The organism is Microbispora sp. NBC_01389, from assembly GCF_045040095.1.
In the GTDB taxonomy this organism is placed as follows: domain Bacteria; phylum Actinomycetota; class Actinomycetes; order Streptosporangiales; family Streptosporangiaceae; genus Microbispora.
Genome location: NZ_CP109552.1, coordinates 791,603 through 811,925, shown reverse-complemented (window position 1 = coordinate 811,925; position 20,323 = coordinate 791,603). Strand labels below are relative to the sequence as shown.

General features: G+C 72.2%; 17 protein-coding genes. 7 read left to right on the top strand and 10 right to left on the bottom strand.

Going from position 1 to position 20,323, the window contains the following annotated elements; translation table 11 throughout:
• Nucleotides 1-5: 5 nt before the first annotated feature.
• The 9 genes from OG344_RS03760 to OG344_RS03720 all read right to left on the bottom strand — a co-directional run bounded on the left by OG344_RS03760 (nucleotide 6) and on the right by OG344_RS03720 (nucleotide 14,280).
• A complete protein-coding gene (locus OG344_RS03760; RefSeq protein ID WP_405086982.1) occupies nucleotides 6-2,057 on the bottom strand; it encodes a DUF222 domain-containing protein in 2,052 nt (683 codons plus the stop codon).
• Between the two features lie 939 nt (nucleotides 2,058-2,996).
• On the bottom strand, nucleotides 2,997-3,899 hold the full coding sequence (locus OG344_RS03755; protein ID WP_405089041.1) for a transposase: 903 nt from the start codon (nucleotides 3,897-3,899) through the stop codon (nucleotides 2,997-2,999).
• Nucleotides 3,900-4,920: 1,021 nt separating this feature from the next.
• On the bottom strand, nucleotides 4,921-6,123 hold the full coding sequence (locus OG344_RS03750; RefSeq protein ID WP_405086981.1) for a cysteine--tRNA ligase: 1,203 nt from the start codon (nucleotides 6,121-6,123) through the stop codon (nucleotides 4,921-4,923).
• 108 nt (nucleotides 6,124-6,231) lie between these two features.
• The gene (locus OG344_RS03745; RefSeq protein ID WP_405086980.1) at nucleotides 6,232-8,109 is read right to left on the bottom strand and encodes a sigma factor-like helix-turn-helix DNA-binding protein; all 1,878 of its coding nucleotides are present in this window, start codon (nucleotides 8,107-8,109) and stop codon (nucleotides 6,232-6,234) included.
• Between the two features lie 64 nt (nucleotides 8,110-8,173).
• Nucleotides 8,174-10,267 carry a UvrD-helicase domain-containing protein gene (locus tag OG344_RS03740; RefSeq protein WP_327047840.1) on the bottom strand — a complete coding sequence of 698 codons (2,094 nt, stop codon included), beginning with the start codon at nucleotides 10,265-10,267 and terminating at the stop codon, nucleotides 8,174-8,176.
• Nucleotides 10,268-10,271: 4 nt separating this feature from the next.
• Nucleotides 10,272-11,843: a hypothetical protein gene (locus OG344_RS03735; protein ID WP_405086979.1), complete on the bottom strand. Its 1,572-nt coding sequence runs from the start codon at nucleotides 11,841-11,843 to the stop codon at nucleotides 10,272-10,274.
• Nucleotides 11,844-11,902: 59 nt separating this feature from the next.
• Complete coding sequence (locus OG344_RS03730) at nucleotides 11,903-12,679, bottom strand: class I SAM-dependent methyltransferase (RefSeq protein ID WP_405086978.1); 777 nt, start codon at nucleotides 12,677-12,679, stop codon at nucleotides 11,903-11,905.
• A 210-nt stretch (nucleotides 12,680-12,889) separates the two neighbouring features.
• Nucleotides 12,890-13,981, bottom strand: a complete 1,092-nt coding sequence (locus OG344_RS03725; RefSeq protein ID WP_405086977.1) for an ABC transporter substrate-binding protein — start codon at nucleotides 13,979-13,981, stop codon at nucleotides 12,890-12,892.
• 65 nt (nucleotides 13,982-14,046) lie between these two features.
• Nucleotides 14,047-14,280 carry a hypothetical protein gene (locus OG344_RS03720; RefSeq protein ID WP_327047836.1) on the bottom strand — a complete coding sequence of 78 codons (234 nt, stop codon included), beginning with the start codon at nucleotides 14,278-14,280 and terminating at the stop codon, nucleotides 14,047-14,049.
• A 97-nt stretch (nucleotides 14,281-14,377) separates the two neighbouring features.
• Here OG344_RS03720 and fdxA point away from each other — a divergent pair, with 97 nt between their 5' ends.
• From fdxA to OG344_RS03685, 7 genes are all read left to right on the top strand, one after another.
• A complete protein-coding gene (gene fdxA, locus OG344_RS03715) occupies nucleotides 14,378-14,704 on the top strand; it encodes a ferredoxin (RefSeq protein WP_111701357.1) in 327 nt (108 codons plus the stop codon).
• Nucleotides 14,705-14,754: 50 nt separating this feature from the next.
• On the top strand, nucleotides 14,755-15,834 hold the full coding sequence (gene dapC / locus OG344_RS03710; protein WP_405086976.1) for a succinyldiaminopimelate transaminase: 1,080 nt from the start codon (nucleotides 14,755-14,757) through the stop codon (nucleotides 15,832-15,834).
• A gap of 11 nt (nucleotides 15,835-15,845) precedes the next feature.
• Nucleotides 15,846-16,496, top strand: coding sequence for a DUF4178 domain-containing protein (locus tag OG344_RS03705; RefSeq protein ID WP_327047834.1), 651 nt, complete (start codon nucleotides 15,846-15,848; stop codon nucleotides 16,494-16,496).
• Nucleotides 16,497-16,518: 22 nt separating this feature from the next.
• Nucleotides 16,519-17,334 carry a hypothetical protein gene (locus OG344_RS03700; protein ID WP_405086975.1) on the top strand — a complete coding sequence of 272 codons (816 nt, stop codon included), beginning with the start codon at nucleotides 16,519-16,521 and terminating at the stop codon, nucleotides 17,332-17,334.
• 11 nt (nucleotides 17,335-17,345) lie between these two features.
• Complete coding sequence (dapE, locus tag OG344_RS03695) at nucleotides 17,346-18,407, top strand: succinyl-diaminopimelate desuccinylase (RefSeq protein ID WP_405086974.1); 1,062 nt, start codon at nucleotides 17,346-17,348, stop codon at nucleotides 18,405-18,407.
• Between the two features lie 210 nt (nucleotides 18,408-18,617).
• On the top strand, nucleotides 18,618-19,364 hold the full coding sequence (locus OG344_RS03690) for a TIGR00730 family Rossman fold protein (RefSeq protein WP_405086973.1): 747 nt from the start codon (nucleotides 18,618-18,620) through the stop codon (nucleotides 19,362-19,364).
• A gap of 21 nt (nucleotides 19,365-19,385) precedes the next feature.
• Nucleotides 19,386-19,970 (top strand): TIGR00730 family Rossman fold protein, encoded by a 585-nt coding sequence (locus OG344_RS03685; protein ID WP_405086972.1) that lies wholly within the window; start codon nucleotides 19,386-19,388, stop codon nucleotides 19,968-19,970.
• A 9-nt stretch (nucleotides 19,971-19,979) separates the two neighbouring features.
• Here the strand turns inward: OG344_RS03685 and OG344_RS03680 are convergent, their stop codons facing one another.
• The gene (locus OG344_RS03680; RefSeq protein WP_405086971.1) at nucleotides 19,980-20,297 is read right to left on the bottom strand and encodes a hypothetical protein; all 318 of its coding nucleotides are present in this window, start codon (nucleotides 20,295-20,297) and stop codon (nucleotides 19,980-19,982) included.
• Nucleotides 20,298-20,323 lie beyond the last annotated feature (26 nt).

Here is a 20,323-nt window from a genome sequence, read left to right as displayed (position 1 = left end):
CGCCTCTACACGCGCAGTCGGGTGGTTCGGGGGTTGCGGTAGGTGAAGGCCCAGCGGTCGTCGCCGATCTCGCGGCGGGTGTAGCGGGTGGGGTGGCGGTAGCGGTCGCGGTTGTGGAACTGGCACGCCGGCCCCAGCAGGTTGAGGTCGGTCAGCCCGCCGCTGCTCCAGTTGTCGGCGTGGTCGATCTGGCACATGGTGGCGGGCAGGGGGCAGCCGTCGACCCAGCACGTGGCGTACCGGGCAAAGACCGCCCGGCGCTGGGCCGGGGTGGCCAGGCGGACCTTGCGGCCCATGTCCAGGACCTGCCCGGCGGCGTTCATGACGATCCTCACCAGGGTGCTGCTGCGGGCCAGCCGGTGCACGCCGGAGGCGGGCAGCAGGTGCCCGGTCGCCAGGATCAGCCCCGGCAACCCCCGCAACCACACCCCCGGCGGACAGTTCACCCCCACCCCCGGCGAAGCATCAGCTCCCGCCCAGGCGCCACCTCCCGCCCAGGCGCCATCTCCCGCCCAGGCGCCACCTCCCGGCCAGGTGTTGCCGCCGTGTTCCGCACCCGGTGGAGCATCGGCTCCTCCGCCCGCCCATGCGTCACCTCCCGGCCAGGCGCCACCGCCAGGCCAAGCGTCGCCTCCCCCCGCTGGGGGGCGTTGCATGTCGGGCTCGGCAGCGGCAGGACGGTCGGGGTCGGCGCACTCCCAGCCGAAAGCGGGGGCCTCCGTGGCGGGATTCTCGCCGACGAAGTCGGTAGCCCGGTGCTCATCGCCGTACAGCGACGCGTCGCTCCCGAATCGCTCGCCATCGTGCAGGTGCGCGTCGCTCTCGCGGTGGGTACTCTCACCCACCGGCGCATCACCGGCGGGGGGTTCGCCGCCGGGAGCGGTCGGGGAGTGGCCGGGGTCCAGGTTCTCGCCATAAGGGACGGGCGTGTCGCTGGTGAAGTGCTCGCTGCCGGGGCCGCTCGCGGTGGTGTCGGAGCAGGTCGCGCAGGCGTCGGTCCCGGCGCCCTCCGTGGCGCAGGCGAAAGGCCCGGGGGCAGAGCCGGTGCCTGAGAAGCCGGGGGCAGGGCCAGGTTCGTCACCCGGATCGGTGTCTGAGGGGCCGGTCTCCGAGGGCCTGGTCTCCGAGGGATGGGCACCCGAAGGGCCGGGACCAGGGCGGGGACCGGGGCATGAAGGGTCCCTGGTGGGGTGGTCAGCTGAGGGGTCGCCTGAGGAGTCCGTGCCGGACGGGTGGTCGGCTGCTGGGCCGGTGGCTATGGGGCCGTCTGCTGTGAGGTCGGTGCTTGTGGGGTCGGTGCTTGTGGGGTCGGTGCCTGTGGGGTCGTCGGGGAGGGATTCGGCGTTGACCAGCACCAGAAGCTCAGTGACGATCTTGTTCTCCAGGAACGCGATCAACGCGTCGGCGTTCCGCACGCTCAACGTGCGGTCATCACCCTCTGCCTTCGGCTTGGCGTAGACGTCCAGCATGTGCTGCAACCGCGCGGCGGCCTCCACCGGCAGGTAGAACTCCCCCTCCAGCCCGCCGCCCCTACGCCGGCGGACCCGGAAGAACCGGCGATCGAAGTCCGCCTGCTCGTCCTTCTCATGCCCGTCAGGGTCGAGCACCGCGCGTAGGTACCGCCCCGCCTTCGCCACCTCCGCCGCACCCGCCGAGTTCGCCAACTCCAGCAGAATCCGCTCAGCGGTCGTGGCCTGGTCGTCGGTCAACCCCGCGGTGGCGGTGCAGATCGCCTCCACGATCCCCTCGGTCAGGCCACCCTCCGCGAACAGGCGGCGGACCTTCGGCAGACGGTGCAGTTCCGTGCTCATCGTCACCAACCGGCCCGCCCCCGCGGGCGTCATCCCCCCAGCGCTACGCAGCCACAACTTCGTGGACGCATGCCCATGGTGCTTCGCCTCCCCGGCCCGATGGACACGGCCCACCCGGGCCGCCAACGCCGAAGTGATCCGATCACGGACCGCAAGCAACTCCTCGGCCTCGGCCAGACATACACCCGCGTCCTCGGGCACCGGCACCAGCGCCACCACCCGAGCCGCCTCGACAAGAGCCGCCACCGCCACCCAGGACGACGACCCCGCGCCGGAAGCACCACCGGAAGCACCACCGCGAGCACCGCCAAGGCCACCGTCAGAGGCACCACCAGACGCGTTGCCGGGTGCGCTGCCGACGTCCCGATCACCCCGATCCCGGCCGGCTTCGTGGTCGCGGCCCGCATTGTTCCGGCCAGCGCCCGCGGCACCGTCAGACGCACCCTCGGGAACCTCGTCGGGAATATCGCTGAAGACATCTCGCGGAGCGCCAGCGGGAGTGCCGCCGTCGGCGCATCCGGCGCATCCGGCGCTGCCGGTAGAGACGCCGCCGGTAGAGACATTGTGAGGAGAGACACCGTCAGGAGAAACGCCGTCAGAAGCGACACCATTCGCGGTCTCTTCACGGGGGTGTTCAGCACCGGGCGCATGGCCGCGATGAGCATCGAATGGAGGGACAGAGCTGGGCGATTCCGCCGATTCGTCGAACCGGCTCACGTTCTTCCGCGCTCCGGGCTCGACGATCGGCACATATTCACGGGCAAGAGCGCCCTCGGCAGACCAGAGGGGCGATTTGGCGGTGAGCTGATCCCACCAGTCGCCATCACCATTATCGTTCGAACGATGAGGGTGCGCAGGGTCAGAGTCGAACAGATCCATCACACCTCCCCATCGATTCGAAAGCCTGTCTTAATTCTCCCATGCCAGCGCGCCGTGAACACCCCTGAGCGGCGATTAGCTGGGATCACATGTCGGCGGTCTGCTCATGTGTTTCAGCCATTCATCGAGTGATTTGTCGCTTTGAAGTGCCAGATGATGCAGCGCGTTGTCGCCTGCGGTTTCCGGCTCGCCCGCGGTGGACCCGCGGAGGACCCGCGGTGGACCCGCGGTGGACCAACTGCGGACCCGCAATGGCCCCGCCGCCCTGCGGTGAGGTAACCACTCACACGTATCTGTGAGCTTGGGTTATGCAGCTGTTTGAGGCAGGGCCCAGGGGCTGCCGAGGAAGGCGTCGCGCAGGGCGCGGAAGGCGTCGACTCCGTGGTTGGTGGCGGTGACAAGGTACGTGTGGACGCGGCAGAACGCCTGCAGGCCGCTCATGCTGCGCCAGCAGCCGCTGATCTTCATCTGGGTCTTGGCCCTTCGAAGGATCCGCTCGCTGCCGTTGTTGGTGGCCCCGACCCGCAGGTCGGTGAGGAAGAGCAGGGCCTTGTCGACTCGATCTTTCAGGCGTTCGGCCAGGACTCGGGCCTGGTTCTTGGGCCGTCCGGCGTGGTGGGGGCTGAGCTTGATCCCTTGCTCGGCAAGGTCCAGGTAGCGGGCCCGGATGTCGGCGATGACCCGCGGGTTCACATCGGTTCTCCCGTCGCGGACGGCCTGATTGGCGGTGTGGACGGCCTCCTGCAGCACGGTGCGGAGCTGTCCGGCCCAGGCGCCTCGTACCGGATCGGCCTCGTGAACCCGGCGCAGATCACGCACTATGTGGGCCAGGCAGATCTGCACCCCGGCCAGCAGGCTGTCCAGGAAGTAGTAGCCCACGTAGTCGTCGCGGACCAGGATGCCGGTGAAACCGGTCAGCAGGCCGAAGCCCTTGATGGTGGCGTGGCCGCGGGTGGCGCCGGCGCCGTACCAGACGACCTTGCCGTCGTGCATGCCGTAGATGTAGGCGACCTTCCCGGCCAGCGACACCGGGGTCTCATCGGTCCCGGCCACCTCGGCCGCGCGCAGGCGCGCCTTGACCTGCTCCTCAAAGCCGGCCAGCCGGGCGGCGAGCTGGGCATCCACCTTGGCCACGAACCCGGTCGAGAGGGCAAGGCCGAACATCAGCTTCATCAGCAGCGCGGTGCGTTCCATACTGGCGTGCCCGATCTCGGCGATCAGCGCGACCGCGGTCTTGACGTTCGGGCCGTAACACGCCTGACCGGGCTGGCGGCATCCGGTATTCGATCGTCTCCGGCCTGACCTGCGGCAGCTCGGTCACCTGGGCGCGGACGAACCCGACCTCGGCCCCGTGGCCGAATTCAGCGTCGCAGCTGCCGCACCGGTCCGGCGCCGGCAGTGTCCGGGTTCGGTCCGGGCTGGCCGTCATCTCCATCCGCGTGCCCTTACGGCCGCGCTGGCCCCCCGGCGGGCGCTTGGGCCCATACACCCCGCGCGAGCCCGGCGAGGCACCCTTCTTGTCCTCGGCCCGCTCCTTGCGCTCCCACACCTTCTCACTCGAGGTGGGCGTCCCGGAATTGTCGGAGTCGATGTTCAGTCGTCGCTGCAGCTGCGCGACCAGCTCCCGCAGCTGCTTGATCTCCTCGGCCTGAGCGGTGATGACCTCGGCCTGCCGGGCGATCCGCTCGCGCGCCACGGCCAGTTCGGCCTCGCGTTCGGCCAGCAGCTCCCGCAGCCGTGTATTGGTGGCCCGGACCTCGGCCACGTCCTGCCGCAGTGCAGCCATCTGCCGCGCGAACTCCTCCATCGAGGGCGCGCTCGGGGACATGGGCTGCTCGGACATGATCGGCGATCATCATGCCGGACCCCGGCTCAATCACCAAACCGACCAGCCTCAAGATCGTGAAAGGTGTGAGTGGTTACGCGGTGAGACCGACCCCATGTGCTGACCGCGCGCCGCCAGGCGAGGGCTCCGGAGTGGTTCGCGCGCAGGGGAACGCGGCGGCATTCGCCTGTGTGACGCAATGTTGCCGCGAAGGCGATGGGACGGAACATGACCGCCGAAGGCGCGATCGCCGCCGCACGAGGTGTGCGGTTTGTCGCCGCCGGGACGGCTCTCGGACCGCCGCCGGGACGGCTCTCGGGAATCAGCCGGCGGGACGCTTGGAACTCAGCCTCCTGGGAGCGCGGGAGAGCTGCCGCCGAGGCACTCGAACGCTGCCGTGGAGGGTCAAGCCTTGCCGATGTCGGCGGCCAGGTCGAGGGCGAGCACGTGGTCGAAGTGGAGGAAGGTCTCGAACTTGGCCCCCGGCGTAACCGACTCGTCGGTTTCCAGGTCGCCGAGCAGGCGCAGGGCCTGTGGAGTGTCGAGATCGGAGTCCAGCGCGTTCTGGACGCGCCCGGCGTACGTGGCGTCGATCGGGCGGCTGGACGACTCCGCCCACTCGGCCACGCGCCGCCGCAGGCGGCGCAGTTCCGCGTCGGCCGTCTTGAGGCTGTCCCAGGTGAGGTCCACCTGCTGCCGGTAAGGGTGCCGCAGCAGGGCCAGCCGTACGGCCAGGGGGTCGAGTCCGGCCGCGGCCACACGGGCCGGCGTCACGGCGTCGGCGCCACCGGGAGCGCCGCCGAGAGCGCTGCCAGGAGAGCCACCAGGAGAGCCGCCAGGAAATGTGCCGGGAGAGCCGTCAGTGGAGCCGCCATTGGAGCCGTCGTCATCGTCCACCGGCCGGCCCTCGAACAGCAGGCGTCCGGCGTGCGCCCAGTGGGCGGCCGCCTCTTCGCCGGTGGCGGCGTTCGACTGGGCCCGCACCCTCTCGTGGTGCGGGGAGCACAGGCCCTCACCACCGACGTAGAGCTCGAAGCGCGGCCCGAGGAACCGCAGTGGCGTCGCCGAGCACTCGATGTCGCGGCTAGGCAGCCCGCGTCCCCAGGGCGCGTCCCAGGCAGTGTCCCAGGCGGTGCCCGCGCGGTCCTCGCCGCCTGGCTCCCACAGTGTCCAGTCGCCGGAAGCCGCCTCGCCGCACATCTCGCCGTACGCCGGGAAGGACGCCGCGTCGAACATCACCGCACCCTCGGGAGTGGTGTACGCGTGACCATGCTCGATGAGCCGTCCGATGAGCTCGATGATCAGGCCCATGGTCTCGCTGGTGCGGGGGGAGTGCTCGGGAACGCGCATGTTGAGCGCGAGAGCGCCGGCTTCGAGCGAGGCTCCGCCGTCGCCTCCGTGCCCGAGGTCGGAGACGTTCCGGCAGGCGAGCACGCGTAACCCGGCCCGCTCGCTGACGCGGCGGATCAGGTCGGCGAGCAGATGCGGGCGCGGGTCGCCGAGACCGGCGGGCCTGTGGGCGGTGCAGGCGTGCATCCGCAGGATCCGCGAACCCGCCGGTGCGAGGGGCACGATCTGCCGGGTCAGGGTGTCGTGGAGCCGCAACATGCCTTGAGCCTACGTGCTGTGCCCCGCGTCCCCGTCACCCCAGCAGGACCCGTCACCCGAGCAGGACCCGTCACCCGAGCAGGACCCTTCACGAGCATGAGGATCGGTTCAGGGGAGGAAGCGGAGGATTTCGCGGTCACCGCGGTCGCGCAGGCGGTCGAGCACCTCTTCCCGGCCGGTCCCCTCGGCCAGGCCGATGCGCGCGCCGATGAGGCGCAGCCCCTCGGCCTCGGACGCCACCGGCGCGGTGTACCCGATCAGGTGCAGGGCCCGGTTGATCGCGGGCAGCCCGGCCGCCGCGGCGGGCAGGAACCGGGTCAGCAGTTCGCCGCCGTCGGAGACGGTGAGGAAGACGTGGTCGCCGTCGGAGGCGTTGTAGTCGGCCAGCACGTTCCTGATCGACCCGATGGTCGGCTGGTTGTGCCAGCTGATCACCACCTCGCCCGACGAGGTCGACACGGTGAGCTGCCCCCCGGGCGCCATGCCGAGATGGGCCGCGAAACCCGTCGGCAGCGGCGAGCCGGAGCCCCGCAGGTGTTCGGCGTTGACGTCGACCCTGTGCCACCACCGGCCGTCGCGGCTGCGGAAGCAGCGCCGGGTCATCGAGACGTCCCGGCGCGGCTGGTACGGCTCGCCCTGTGCCTGCCCCGCGACCCTGATGTAGCCGCGCTGGGTGCGTTCGAACCCGGGGCCTCCGGCGTACGCCCTGATTGAGCTCTCGCTCACGTCGTAGCGCGAGGTGAGGTTGTCGACGATCGTGCTCACCGACGCCTCGCCGCCCGCGCGCTCGATCTCCCGGCTGATCATCTCCCGGATGCCCAGGTACTCCTCGCCGCCCCAGCGGCGCAGGCCGTACTTGCTGCGGTCGAGCCGGATGAAGCGCTCGTCGGCGGCGAGCTGGTTGCGCAGGCCGACGAGGCTGTAGTCCTCGCCGATGCGGGCCTGGATCTCCTCCGGGGTCAACGGCCCGCCGGAGACCGCCAGCACGGCCTCGGCCTTGTCGCCCATGCTGCGCGGCCAGGGCACGGCGTGCCCGTCGAGCACGCGCAGCTGCGGCACCGACGCGAGCCAGCGCTCGGCCACGTCCTCGCGTACGCCGAGCTGGGCCACCTGCGCGACCGCCTCGTCCAGCGGGCGGGGGCCGTCGGCGAACAGCTGACGCGTCTTCTCCCTGAGCTCGTCCGCGCCGCCCGCGACCAGCCAGCCGTCCACCTGGTCGTACCCCGTGAGCAGCGTGCGGACGAACCGCCAGGCGGGGATCGCGAGGGTGATCAGCTCGGTGCGGTGCCACGGCACGGCCGCGGCGAGGTCGTCGGCGGGCACCGCGGAGCCGAGCCGGGTGCGCAGCCAGGCCAGGTGGGCGTTGAGCGGCGCGGCGGCCGGGCTCCGCAGCCACTCCAGCACGTGGTCGCGCAGGTCGCGTTCGATCTGCCGGATCCGCTCGCGGGTGACGGAGAAGCGTTGGGCGAGCTCGTCGAGCGTGGCGCGCTGGGCCTGGCCGGGGTGCTGGCCCGACTGCTGGGACGTGTCGTGATAGAGCCGGTCCCTGGCGATGGCCCGCTGGCGGTCGTCCAGCCGGGCGAAGATCTCGTCGATGAGCTCGGCCATCGGTCGCTCGGGGAGGGCCGGCGGCACCGGGGCCCCGGCGGGCTCCCCGGCCGGCTCGGTGGCCAGCAGCCTGTCGATGACGTCGATGAACAGCTTGTGGACGATCTCGCGGGGCCCCGGCGTCTGCAGGCTCTCCTCGGGGTGGGTGAACCTCAGCAGCGGCAGGATGTCGCCGAGGACCAGGTGCCCCCAGCAGGCGCTGGTGAGGTCGGCGAGCCGGGAGGCGATCTGGACGGTCCCCACAGCCGCGCAGGCCCGGTCGAGGGGGAGCGCCTGCCACCACGCGTCGGGAAGACCGGGGTCGCTCGCGATCGGCTCTACCTGGCTGGGGGCGGTCCAGCGCAGCGGAGGCACGATGTCGCTAAGGCTCAGGTTCATGCAGGTCCAACCGGCGAGGGGGAACATATCCGCAGTTCACACTAGGGGATCAGGGCTAACGTGGTCACACCGGAAGGAAGGGACTGGCGCGCCCCGAATAGGACACGTAGAGCAACTCTCCCGCTCGTGTGCACGCCACGTAGAGCAGCCCCCGTTCGCGTTGCAGATCGTGCGCCCGTGCCGTCGGATCCTCGGCGGCCGGGGTCAGCGCATCGGGCGCCGGCACGATTCCGTCAGCCACGCCTATCACGGCGACCCGACGGAATTCCAGCCCTTTCATCCCGTGAAGTAAGGCGACTTTGACCGTGATGCCCGCTTCGCGTAGTGCGGTACGGGCGGTGCGCACGAGGTCGGCGGTACGCGCGGCGACCGCGATCTCGGCCGTGGGCACGCCCTCCCGCAGCCAGTCGGCCACCGTCGAGACGAGGCCGGCGATCTCCGCCTCCGGGGTCACGTACTCGCGCACCATCGGGCGCGGCCCGTGGCCCAGCCCGCGGTAGCCGTACAGCCCGGCGTTGCCCGCGACCAGGCCGTCGGCGGGCCCGCCGCCGCGCAGCCGCACCCCCCACGAAAGCATCTCCGGCGGCAGCCGGTAGGAGAGCTTCAGATGGAACCGGCGGACGGGGATGCCGACGTCCGCGAGCGCGACCCGCGTGTCGAACATGCGCTGGTGCGGGTCGCCCAGGATGAACAGGTCGTTCGGGGCGGCGGGGACCGCCGCCCGCAGCAGCCGCCACTGCGCGGGGTGCAGGTCCTGCGCCTCGTCCACCACGATGTGCCGGTACGGCTCCCGCCCCGGCTCCCGGTCGCCGAGGAGGTCGCCCACGGCCCGCCCCAGCAGCCCCGCCGCCTCGGAGGCGAGCTGGAGCAGGGTCCGGCGGCCCGTCTCGCGCAGCCGCCCGATGACGTGCTGGACGGCCTCCCACACCAGGGTCCTCGCGCCGGCGTCCAGCGGCACGCTGCGGCCGGGCCGCGCCGCCGCCTGATACTCCTCCAGCGTCCGCAGGTTCTGCGCGAGGATCACCTGCTCCCACTCCCGCAGCAGGAACGCGCTGCCGAAGCGCCTGTCCGAGTGCTTCCCGTGCTTGCCGAAGCGCCCGGCGGCCGCCTCCTGCCACAGCCCGGCCAGGTCGTCGGAGGAGACCAGGGCCGGGGCGCGGCCCTCCGCCTCGGCGACGATGCGGTGGGCGATCCGGTCCACGTTCCCCACCTCGACGCGCTTACGCACCAGCTCGTCGCCGACCATCATGTCGAGCCGCGCGGACAGCTCGGTCGCGAGGCCCTGCGAGAACGTGACCAGCAGGATCGGGCCGGTGGCCGCGCGGGCCAGCAGGGCCGCGCGGTGCAGCGCGATGACCGTCTTGCCGGTGCCGGCGCCCCCGGTGATCAGCACCGGCTCGTCGTACGCCGGCCAGTTGGCGTACGTGTGCTGCGGCGGGTAGAGGAACGTGCACCAGTGGGGCTGGGCGACGATCCGCTCCAGCTCGGCGGCGTCGGCGGTGAACACCGCCCGGTCGGGGCTGCGCCGCAGCGCGGTGAGCAGGTCCTCGGGGTCGACCTCGTCGGCCGCCCGGCACCGGCAGGCGTCCAGCTCGCGCCAGGCCGCGGCGAGCGAGCCGCCCCGGGCGAGCGCCGACAGCGGCGCGAACTGGCTGCGCGGGAGCAGCGGCTCCACCGCGGCGAGGTGGGCCTCCGACGTCATCATCCGCAGCAGCGGCAGCAGGCGGGCGTCCACGCCGATGTTCAGCAGGTCGGTGTCGCAGAAGTCCTCGAACAGCGGACGGCCGCCGCTCCGCGACGCCCGGCGCAGGGCCGGCTCGACCCGCTCCAGCGCCTCGGCGTCCCAGACCTCGACGATCCCGACCGCCGTGTTCACCCCGATCCGGTGCCGCTGGGCGTACGACCACGCCTCGGCGTCCGGCAGCACGGTCAGCAGCCAGTAGACGTCGTCCTGCCGTACGACCACTCCCCGGTGGCGGTCGGCGAGCCGCAGCGTGGCGACCCGGGTGTCGCGGCCGTTGCGCACCCTCTCGGGGTGCGGCGCGGTGGAGGCGTTCAGCAGGAACCGGCGTACGGCGAGGATCGCCTCCCGGCGGACGGGCCGGGCGAGCGCGCCGAGCCCGTGCAGGAACTCCGGGGAGATCGCGAGCCGGGGCATCCCGCTATCCCAGCAGGGTCAGCAGGTCGCGGTCCCCGCGTTCGCGCAGCCGCGCGAGAATCTCCGGCCGCCCGGCGGGCCCGGCGAGCCCGACCCGCGTCGCGATCACCCGCGCCGCCTGCTCGGGCGTGCCGCCCGGAGCGGTGTAGCCGACGAGGCGCAGCGCCCGCCGCATCTCGTCGCCGCCCGCCGCCGGCAGGTGCCGTACGCGCAGCAGGCCCTCCTCGGACAGGGTCAGGAAGATGTGGCTGCCCTCTTCGGCCGAGACCTCGGTGAGGATCCGCCCCAGCGAGCCCAGCGACGGCCGGGCGTGCCAGGAGAGGCCGATGTCCCCGGCGGCGCTCTGCACGGTCCGGGTGTCGCCGGGGGCGAGCCCGACGTAGGCCGCGAACCCGGTCGGCAGCGTCACCTCGCCGCCGCCGAGGTGATCGCCGGAGACGTCGACCCGCAGCCACCATCTGCCGTCCGGCTGCCGGAAGCACCGCCGGGTCAGCGACACGTCCTTGAGCCCGCGCCCCCGGGGCACCCGCTGCGCGCGCAACTGCGGGACGCTGTCCAGCCACTCCCTGGCCGCGTCGGGACGGACGCCGAGCGAGCGGACCAGTTCGAGCGCCTGCGAGACGGTCGGCGGCCGCTCGGCCGCCGTGATGAGGGCGCGGGTCCGCTCCCTCAGGTCCTCGACGTCCCCGGCCACCAGCCAGTCGCCGGAGAGCCGGTGGTCGGGCAGGGTGGCGAGCACGAACCGCCAGGCGGGCACCTCCAGCGAGCGGAGTTCGCGTCCGTGCCAGTCGGCCGCCGCGACCAGCCGCGCCTTCGGCACCGCGACCCCGAGCGCGGCGGTGAGCTGGGCCAGATGCTCGTTGTACGGCGCCGCCTCCGGCGACGCGAGCCACTGGGCGATCCGGCCGCGCAGGGCCGCCTCGGCGCCGGCGAGCACCTCGGAGGGTACGGCGAGTAGCCTGGCGAGCTGCTCGGGCGCCGACGGGTCGTCGGTGAAGACCCGGTTCTGCGCCACCATCCAGGTCTGGTCGTCGAGGTCGGCGAAGGCCGAGTCGATCAGCTCGGGGATGAGCTCGGGAAGGCCGGCCGGCCCCGGTTCGGGCTCGGATTCGTCCGGCGGGCTCTCGGGCTCCTTCTTCCGAGAAGGCACCGCGGCCGTCTCCGACAGCCGGGCGAAGACCGCGGAGAACAGGGCGGCCAGCACCGGCCGCGCCTTGACGAAGGGCTGGTCGGCCAGCTCCCGGCCGGACAGCGCGAGCAGGCCGTGCCATGATCCCGCCCGGTCGAGCGCGATCGCGACCTGGGGGTCGTCGGCCTCGTCGGGATCCAGCACGTGCAGCGCGGGCAGCACGTCGCCCACGGCCGCCGCGGGCCAGTGCTCCAGGGCGAGGACGGTGAGCAACTCGGCGAGCGCGTCGGAGTCCGCGACGGCCAGCACCCGGTGCAGGGGGAGCGTGCGCCACCAGGCCTCGGGCAGCCCCGGCCGGTCGAGCGTCCCGATGCGGGCGGCATCACTCCAGCGCAGTGGTGGCACGAGGTCACTCAGGCAGAAGTTCATGCTGTCCCCATCGCTCACAAAGACCAGACCATAGTCTGGCAAATCTCCCCGCCGTGCTGGAGATCCCGGTTATCGGCTCAGTGGCGTTCGGCGGCGAAACGGAGGCGCACGTAGTCGGCCATCCAGCCCGACTCGCGCCGCAGCGCGGGGGCGGCCAGCTCGTTGACCCGCCGGAGCAGCGGCTCCACTGTCGCCGGAGGGACCCGGTCGAGCAGCCGGCCGGCGAACAGCCGCACCCAGCCGGCCGCGCCGTCGGGGCACTCGTCGAGCGGTGTGGGCCGGTCGAAGTGTTCGAGCAGCCGCACCGTGAACCCGCCCTTCTCCAGTCGCAGGGCGTACTCCGCCGGGCCGGGGAAGTACCACGGCAGCTCGGGCTCGGCCAGGCCGTGCTCGCGCCAGGCGGTGAGCATGGCCGAGGTCAGGGCCGCGCAGTTGCCCGCGCCGCCCATCTCGGCGACGAACCGGCCGCCCGGCCGCAGCGCCTCGCGTACGCAGTCGATCACCGCGTCGGGGTCGCGGTTCATCCAGTGCAGGGCGGCGTTCGAGAAGACCGCGTCGTACGACTGGGCCACGGTGAAGTCGTGGCCGTCGCCGACGGTGAAGTCGAGACCGGGGTGATGGGCGATGGCCTGCTCGATCATCGCGTGGGAGCCGTCGATGCCGAGCACGTGGGCGCCGCGCGCCGCGATCTCCGCGGTCATCACTCCGGTGCCGCAGCCGAGGTCGAGCACGCGCTCACCGGGGCGGGGGTCGAGCAGGTCCACCAGCGGCGCGCCCACGGGCGAGACGTAGCCGAAGGAGCTGTCGTAGGCGCGAGCGTTCCATCGAGTGGGACTGGGAGTTTCGTACCTCAAGATCGGCTCGCATTCTTACTGACCGGTGCCGGGATCGCCACGCGCTGATCCTCAGCCCGGCCACCACGACTCGATCACCACGGTCTCATGCCGACTCGTGAGACTCCTGGGATCTGGTGGGATTCCGGTGGGATGCGACACACTGTACGGCTTCCGCCGCCTCTGTGAGTGTGAGCTGTGAGTGCCGGCTGCGAGTGCCGGCTGTGAGTGTCAGCCCACGTCCTTCGCCCAGTGCGCGGCCAGGTAGGCCTTGGCCTTGTCCTGCTCGGGGATGGTGAGGATCACCGGGTCGCCGGACGCCTCGGGCAGGCGGGCGGCGGCGCCCCCGTCGAGGGCCCCGCGCGTCTCCATCGCCTCCATCCGCGACGGCCGGGCGTACGCCTTGAGGAAGAGGTTCTGGCCCTCGTCGGAAAGCAGGAACTCCTCCCACAGGCGGGCGGCGGCCGGATGCGGCGCCGCCGCGTCGATCGCCTGCATGTAGTAGGAGGCGAGCACCGCGTTCTTCGGGATCGTGACCCGCCAGGCCGACGCGCCGCGCCCGCCCGCGGCCCGCGCCGCGTTCATGAAGTCCCAGTCGACCACCGTCGCGGCCTGGTCGGGACGGCCGAGCATGCCGCCCCTGCGCAGCCGTGCGAACAGGTTCACCCCCCGCGCGGCGTCGGGCAGCCCCTGGCCGAGCGAGGCGGCCATGACGCCGCTGAACGCCGACGCCACCTGCCGGGGGTCGCCGGGCAGCGCGACCGTCGTCCCCCGCCGGGCCAGCGCGGCGTACGACGCCGGAGCGGGCACCTTCTTCGAGTCGTAGCCGATCGACATGTATCCGCCGTAGGCGGCGTACCAGCGGCCGTCCTGGTCCTTGGCCTCGTCGGGGACGTCCGCCCAGCCCGTCACCCGGTACGGCGCGAAGAGCCTGGCGTTCGCGACCGCGACCTCCAGCGTGACGTCGAAGACGTCCGGCGCCTGGGCCGTCCCGCGCAGCCGGGCCGCGGCGTCGATCTCCTGCCGGCTGTTCGCCTCCGGCATGACCGACGCCACCTTGATCCCGTACTTGTCGGAGAAGCGGGCGATGATCTCCTTGTAGCCGACCCAGCCGCCCGGCAGGCCCACGACGGTGAGCGCGCCCTCCTTGCGGGCGGCGTCGACGAGCCTGTCCATCGTGCCGAACCCGTCGGCCAGGCTCGCCGCACGGGGGTTCAGCGGAGGCGGCGGCCGGTCCGGCGTCCGCTGCCGGGAGCACGCGGAGGCCGCGGCCAGGAGGACCGCCGCCGAGGAGATCGTCACGACACAGGCGCGTAGGGTCACGTCGCGTATGCTCCGCCCCGCCGGCGCGGCCGGTCGAGGCGGCACGCTGCGGGATTGCCGCCTGATTACCTCATCCGACGGGCGGGCGGCACGACCTTGGCGGCGGCGAGGGTCTCCTCGGCGATCTCGACGAGGCTTCCGTCCCGCTTCCGTACGGTGAGCACGCCGTCGCGCCAGGATTCCAACACGCCGACGGCGTCCCGGTACCCACCTGGCGCCCTGCGCCGGGTGGTCACGCGTTCGCCCACGTCGGCAGGGGTGATCGCGACGACGAGACGGGCTCCGGCCTCAGGGGCCACGACGATTGCCCCCCTCCTGTTCCGGCTGGTGGGCAGGCACCGCAATACTAGGGCTAACAAACCGCGGTCGAGCCGTGCAACCCAGAAGGAGCCCGAGGTGACGTACGTCATCGCGCAGCCTTGCGTGGACGTCCTGGACAAGGCGTGCATCGAGGAGTGCCCCGTCGATTGCATCTACGAGGGCGAACGCATGCTCTACATCCACCCCGACGAGTGTGTGGACTGCGGGGCGTGTGAGCCGGTCTGCCCCGTGGAGGCGATCTTCTACGAGGACGACCTTCCCGAGCAGTGGAAGGACTTCTACAAGGCCAACGTCGACTTCTTCGAGGAGCTGGGCTCGCCCGGCGGCGCCTCGAAGGTCGGAAAGATCAACAAGGACCACCCGGTGGTCGCGGCGCTTCCGCCGCAGAGCGAGGAACACTAAAGAGTCACCGACCCTCGCGGGCCCACTCCGTGACGACTGGGGGATTTCCATTGATCGCGTTGCCCGACTTCCCATGGGACCGGCTGGCGCCGTACCAGGAGCTGGCGCGGGCGCATCCCGGCGGGATCGTCGACCTGTCGGTCGGCACGCCGGTCGATCCGGTTCCCCCCGTCGCCCGCCAGGCGCTCTCCGCCGCCGCCGACAGCCCCGGTTATCCCCTGACGTACGGCACGCCGCGGTTGCGTGAGGCGGCCGCGGGCTGGCTACGGCGGCGGCACGGGGTCGTCGTCGACCCCGCGGACGTGCTGCCGACGATAGGCACGAAGGAACTGGTGGCCTGGCTGCCGACGCTGCTCGGCGTGCGGCCGGGGGAGCGGGTGGTCTTTCCCGCGCTCGCCTATCCCACCTACGACGTGGGGGCGAGGCTCTCCGGAGCCGAGCCGTACGCGACGGACGGGCTGCTCTCGCTGGGGCCCGAGCGGGTGCCGCTCGTCTGGGTGAACTCGCCGTCCAACCCCACGGGACGGGTCCTGCCCGCCGAGCACCTGCGCAAGGTGGTCGCGTGGGCGCGGGAGCGCGGCGCGATCGTTGCCTCCGACGAGTGCTACATCGAGCTCGGCTGGGAGGACGAGCCGCTGTCGGTCCTCCATCCGGACGTGTGCGAGGGCTCGCACGAGGGGCTGCTCGCGGTCCACTCGCTCTCGAAGCGGTCGAACCTCGCCGGATACCGCGCGGGGTTCGTCGCCGGCGACCCCCGGCTCGTACGGCGACTGCTGGAGGTGCGCAAGCACGCGGGCATGATCGTGCCCGCTCCGGTGCAGGCCGCGATGACGGCCGCGCTGGACGACGACGCGCACGCCGGCGAGCAGCGGGCGCGGTACGCCCGCCGCAGGGCGGCGCTGCGCCCCGCGCTGGAACGGGCGGGCTGGCGGGTGGAGCACTCCGAGGCCGGGCTCTACCTGTGGGCCGCCAACGGCGAGGGCTGCTGGGACCAGGTCCGCGCGCTGGCGAGCCGGGGCATCCTCGTCGCGCCGGGCGAGTTCTACGGCGACGCGGGGCGTGGGCACGTGCGTGTCGCGATCACCGCCACCGACGAGCGCGTCGATGCGGCGGTCAGCCGCCTCCAGTAGGATCGCGCGCCATGACGACAATGACCGTGATCGTGCTGGGCCTCGTCACGGTCGTCGTCCTGCTGTGCGCCGTGCTGGGCGCCGTGGCGGCGAGCCGGCGCAGCCGGGCGCGTCAGCCGGTGCGCACCCCGCCCGCCGCCCCGGGAGAGTCACCGGCGCGGGACCTCGCGTCCGATCCCGACTACTTCGACCCCCGCACGATCAAGGTGGGGGACACGGTCTACGTCGAGGCCGCCCGCTACCGGGCCGTCGGCGCGGTGCACTGCGCGGTGCAGGGCGAGCAGTGGACCGACTACCTCCTCGACGAGGGCGCCCGCCGCTACGACAACTGGTTGACGGTCGCGGAACGGCCGGGCCCGGGGGGCGAGCCGTCCCACCTGGAGGTCCTGCTGTGGACCGACGTGCCGACCCAGGGGATGGTGCCGGCCAAGCACATGCTGATCGTCGACGGCGTCGAGTTCTCCCCGATCGAGCGCGGCACCGCCGCCTTCCGGTCCGAGGGGAGGACGGGCCTGCCCGAGCGCGGGCTGCTCGACTTCGCCGACTACCGCGCGGGCGACGGCCGCCTGCTGTCGTTCCAGCGTGTGCAGGGCGGCCAGTGGGAGGCGGCGTACGCCCGCCCCCTCACCCCCGGCTCCGTCCGCGCGGAACGACTGCCCTGATCACCGGGGTAGGTTCTGGATCGTGGAACGGCGCCTAACCAAACCAGTCGTGACCGTCGTGGTCATCGTCGCCCTGCTGGGCGGGGCGATCTTCTACGGCGCCTATCACCTGCTGAAGCGGACCGAGCCCTTCGCGCTCGGGGAGCACTGCCTCGTCACGACCCCCGAGGGCACGCTCGACATCGACATCGAGCAGGCCCAGGTGGCCGCCACCGTCGCCGCCGTCGCGGCCCGGCGCAAACTGCCCGAGCGCGCCCTCCAGATCGCGTACGTCACCGCGATCCAGGAGTCCAAGCTGGCCAACCTCCCGTACGGCGACCGCGACTCGGTGGGGGTCTTCCAGCAGCGGCCCTCGCAAGGCTGGGGGACGCCCGAGCAGTTGCAGGACCCGGTCTACGCGACCCGCAAGTTCTTCGCCGCCCTGGAGAAGGTGAAGCACTACCGGACCATGCCGCTGCACGACGCCGCCCAGGCCGTGCAGCGCTCCGCCGACGGCTCGGCCTACGCCGAGCACGAGCAGTCCGCCAGGATTCTTTCCGCGGCGTTCACCGGGCGGGTCCCGCGGGCCGTCCACTGCTGGTACCCGCCGCCCGCCAAGCCGGTCAAGCCGCAGCCCGAGACGGCCCGCAAGCAGCTCGTGCGGGCGCTCGGCACCGAGTCCGCCGGCAGGCGCGGCTGGCTGGTCGCCGCGTGGTACGTCGCCCACGCCCAGAAGTACGGCCTGCGCGAGGTGCGCTTCGAGGGGGTCACCTGGACGGCGGCCGCCGGGCACGACGGCTGGCGCAAGGACGCCAAGCCCACCGACGCCAAGCCCACCGACGCCGTCCAGGTGGCGTAAGGTCGGGAGGCATGCGACTTGACCTTGCCGAGGACGTGGGCGCGCTGACGGCGCGGCTGGTGGACATCGAGTCGGTGAGCGGCGCGGAGAAGGCGCTGGCCGACGCGATCGAGGAGGCCCTCCGCGCCCTGCCCCACCTGACCGTGCGGCGGGACGGCGACGCGGTGGTGGCGCGGACCGATCTCGGCCGGGCCGAGCGCGTGGTGATCGCCGGGCACATCGACACGGTCCCGGTGGCGGGGAACCTGCCGAGCCGGACCGAGGACGGCGTGCTGTACGGCTGCGGCACCTCCGACATGAAGAGCGGGGTGGCGGTGCAGCTCAAGCTCTGCCTGCTGGCCGCGCCCAACCGCGACCTGACCTTCGTCTTCTACGACTGCGAGGAGATCGAGGCCGAGCGCAGCGGGCTGCTGCGGCTCACCCGCACCCACCCCGAGTGGCTCGCCGGCGACTTCGCGGTCGTCATGGAGCCGACCGACGGCCTCATCGAGGGCGGCTGCCAGGGCACGCTGCGCGCCGAGATCACGGTGAAGGGCGTCCGGGCGCACAGCGCCCGCTCCTGGGAGGGCGTCAACGCCGTCCACGGGATCGCGCCGGTCCTGGACCGGCTGGTCCGGTACGAGCCGCGCGGCCCGCTCGTGGACGGCCTCCGGTTCCGGGAGGGACTCAACGCGGTCGGCGTGCGCGGCGGGGTGGCCGGCAACGTCATCCCCGACGAGTGCGTGGTGACCGTCAACTACCGCTTCGCTCCCGACCGGACGACCGAGGAGGCCTTCGCGCACGTGTGCGAGGTGTTCGACGGCTTCGACGTACGGCTCACCGACGGCTCCCCCGGGGCGCGGCCGGGCCTGACCGACCCGGTCGCCGCGGCGTTCGCCGCCGCCATCGGCGGCACGCCCCGGGCCAAGCTCGGCTGGACCGACGTCGCGCGTTTCTCCGCCCTGGGCATGCCCGCCGTCAACTGCGGTCCGGGAAACCCCGACATCGCGCACACGGCGGGGGAGAACGTGAGCCTGGCGCGAATCGCCGAAAGCGAGCGGCGGATGACGGAGTGGCTCACCGGGCCCCTCTAGGGGCCGCCGGCAGGTGCGGTGACCAGGGGTTCCGGGCGCAGACAGAAGAAAGTGGCTTTCCTCGCCGGCCATTGGCGGGGAAAGCCACTTTCGTCCCGAGCAGCACCCTCGTTTCTTAGACGGAGCCTCGGCGACGACCGGTTCCCTCCCGCCAAGATTTCACTCAAGATTTTTTCGCCCGTCCCGGCGACGGCCGTTAGCGTGACGGGCATGAACAACTCCCGACCCGAACGCCGGCAGGGCCCGTCGCTGGTTCGCGGCGGCCTCGTCCCCGAATCCACCCACGACCAGCGCCTGCTCGACCGCCGGGGCCCCACCGGCTGGCTGCACGAGGACCCCTGGCGGGTCCTGCGCATCCAGTCCGAGTTCGTGGAGGGCTTCGGCGCCCTCGCCGACCTTCCTCCGGCCGTGACCGTCTTCGGGTCGGCCCGCACCGGTCCCGACACCGCGGAGTACGAACTCGGTGTGAAGGTCGGCGCGGCGCTCGCCAAGGCGGGCTACGCGGTGATCACCGGTGGCGGCCCCGGGGTGATGGAGGCGGCCAACCGCGGCGCGCTGGAGGCGGGCGGCGTGTCGGTGGGCCTCGGCATCGAACTGCCGCACGAGCAGCGGCTCAACGACTACGTCGACCTCGGCATCGAGTTCCGCTACTTCTTCGTCCGCAAGACGATGTTCGTGAAGTACGCCAGCGGGTTCGTGGCCCTGCCCGGCGGGTTCGGCACGCTCGACGAGCTGTTCGAGGCGCTGACCCTCGTCCAGACGCGGAAGGTGACCTCGTTCCCGGTGATCATGATGGGTGTCGCCTTCTGGACCCCGCTGATCGACTGGATCCGCGACACCCTGATGGCGTCCGGCAAGATCTCCCCGCAGGACGTCGAGCTGGTCTCGGTCACCGACGATCCCGACGAGGCCGTACGGACCATCATGGAGGCGGACCGCCGCGCCACCAACGACTGAGGCGGCGAGTAGGGTGACCGGGTGTTCGTCTGCGTCTACTGCTCGTCCAGCCAGCGGATCGACCGGAAGTACGCCGATCTCGCCAGGGAGGTCGGCACGGAGCTGGCCCGCCGGGGCCACGGCCTCGTCAGCGGCGGCGCCGTCGTCTCCTGCATGGGTGAGGTCGCGCGGGCCGTCCGGGCGGGCGGCGGCCACACGGTCGGCGTCATTCCCCAGGTGCTCGTGGACATCGAGATCGCCGACACCGACTCCGACGAGTTGATCGTCGCCGCGGACATGCGCGAGCGCAAGGGGGTCATGGACGCCAGGTCCGACGCCTTCCTCGTGCTCCCCGGCGGCATCGGCACGCTGGAGGAGCTGTTCGAGATCTGGACCTCCCGAGTGCTCGGCATGCACGAACGGCCGCTGGTCGTGCTCGACCCCTGGGGGCTCTACGGACCCCTGCGCGTCCTGGTCGACGGCATGTACGAGCAGGGTTTCCTGCGGCCTGACGCCTTCGACGCGATCGCGTGGGCGACCACCGTGGAGGAGGCTCTCGACCTGCTCGAACGGCGGGTCCCGCACCTGCGCCCCACCGGAGAGGAACTCGGCGAGAGCTCCCCCTGAGAGCGAGCCTCAGGCCAGGCCGCGGCGGGTCAGGGCCGGGGGACGGCGGCCCAGCAGGGCCTCGGTCATGTCGAGCGCCTGCCGTACGGGATGGGAGTTCACGGCATGGGAGCTCACGGCATGGGAGCTCAGGGAGTGGGAGGTCCGGAAGACGCCCGCGCCCGCCCAGGCGTACGCCGCGGCGGCGGCGATCGCCTCGGTCTCGTCCTCCGGCAGCGTCACCAGGACGGTGCGCCCCGCCCGGACCAGCGCGGACACCTCCGGCAGCGAGGCGGCCTCGGCCCACTCCGGGTCGGCCGGGTCGTCCGGCCCGATCACCAGCGTCATGCCTTCCATGCTCGCACGCGCGCGAG

Excerpts from the sequence above, each read along its gene's own strand:
- OG344_RS03750 (WP_405086981.1), bottom strand. The coding sequence starts at position 6,123 with ATGTTGCGGCTCCACGACACCCTGACCCGGCAGATCGTGCCCCTCGCA.
- OG344_RS03745 (WP_405086980.1), bottom strand. The coding sequence starts at position 8,109 with ATGAACCTGAGCCTTAGCGACATCGTGCCTCCGCTGCGCTGGACCGCC.
- OG344_RS03740 (WP_327047840.1), bottom strand. The coding sequence starts at position 10,267 with ATGCCCCGGCTCGCGATCTCCCCGGAGTTCCTGCACGGGCTCGGCGCG.
- OG344_RS03705 (WP_327047834.1), top strand. The coding sequence starts at position 15,846 with ATGACGACAATGACCGTGATCGTGCTGGGCCTCGTCACGGTCGTCGTC.
- dapE (WP_405086974.1), top strand. The coding sequence starts at position 17,346 with ATGCGACTTGACCTTGCCGAGGACGTGGGCGCGCTGACGGCGCGGCTG.
- OG344_RS03690 (WP_405086973.1), top strand. The coding sequence starts at position 18,618 with ATGAACAACTCCCGACCCGAACGCCGGCAGGGCCCGTCGCTGGTTCGC.
- OG344_RS03680 (WP_405086971.1), bottom strand. The coding sequence starts at position 20,297 with ATGACGCTGGTGATCGGGCCGGACGACCCGGCCGACCCGGAGTGGGCC.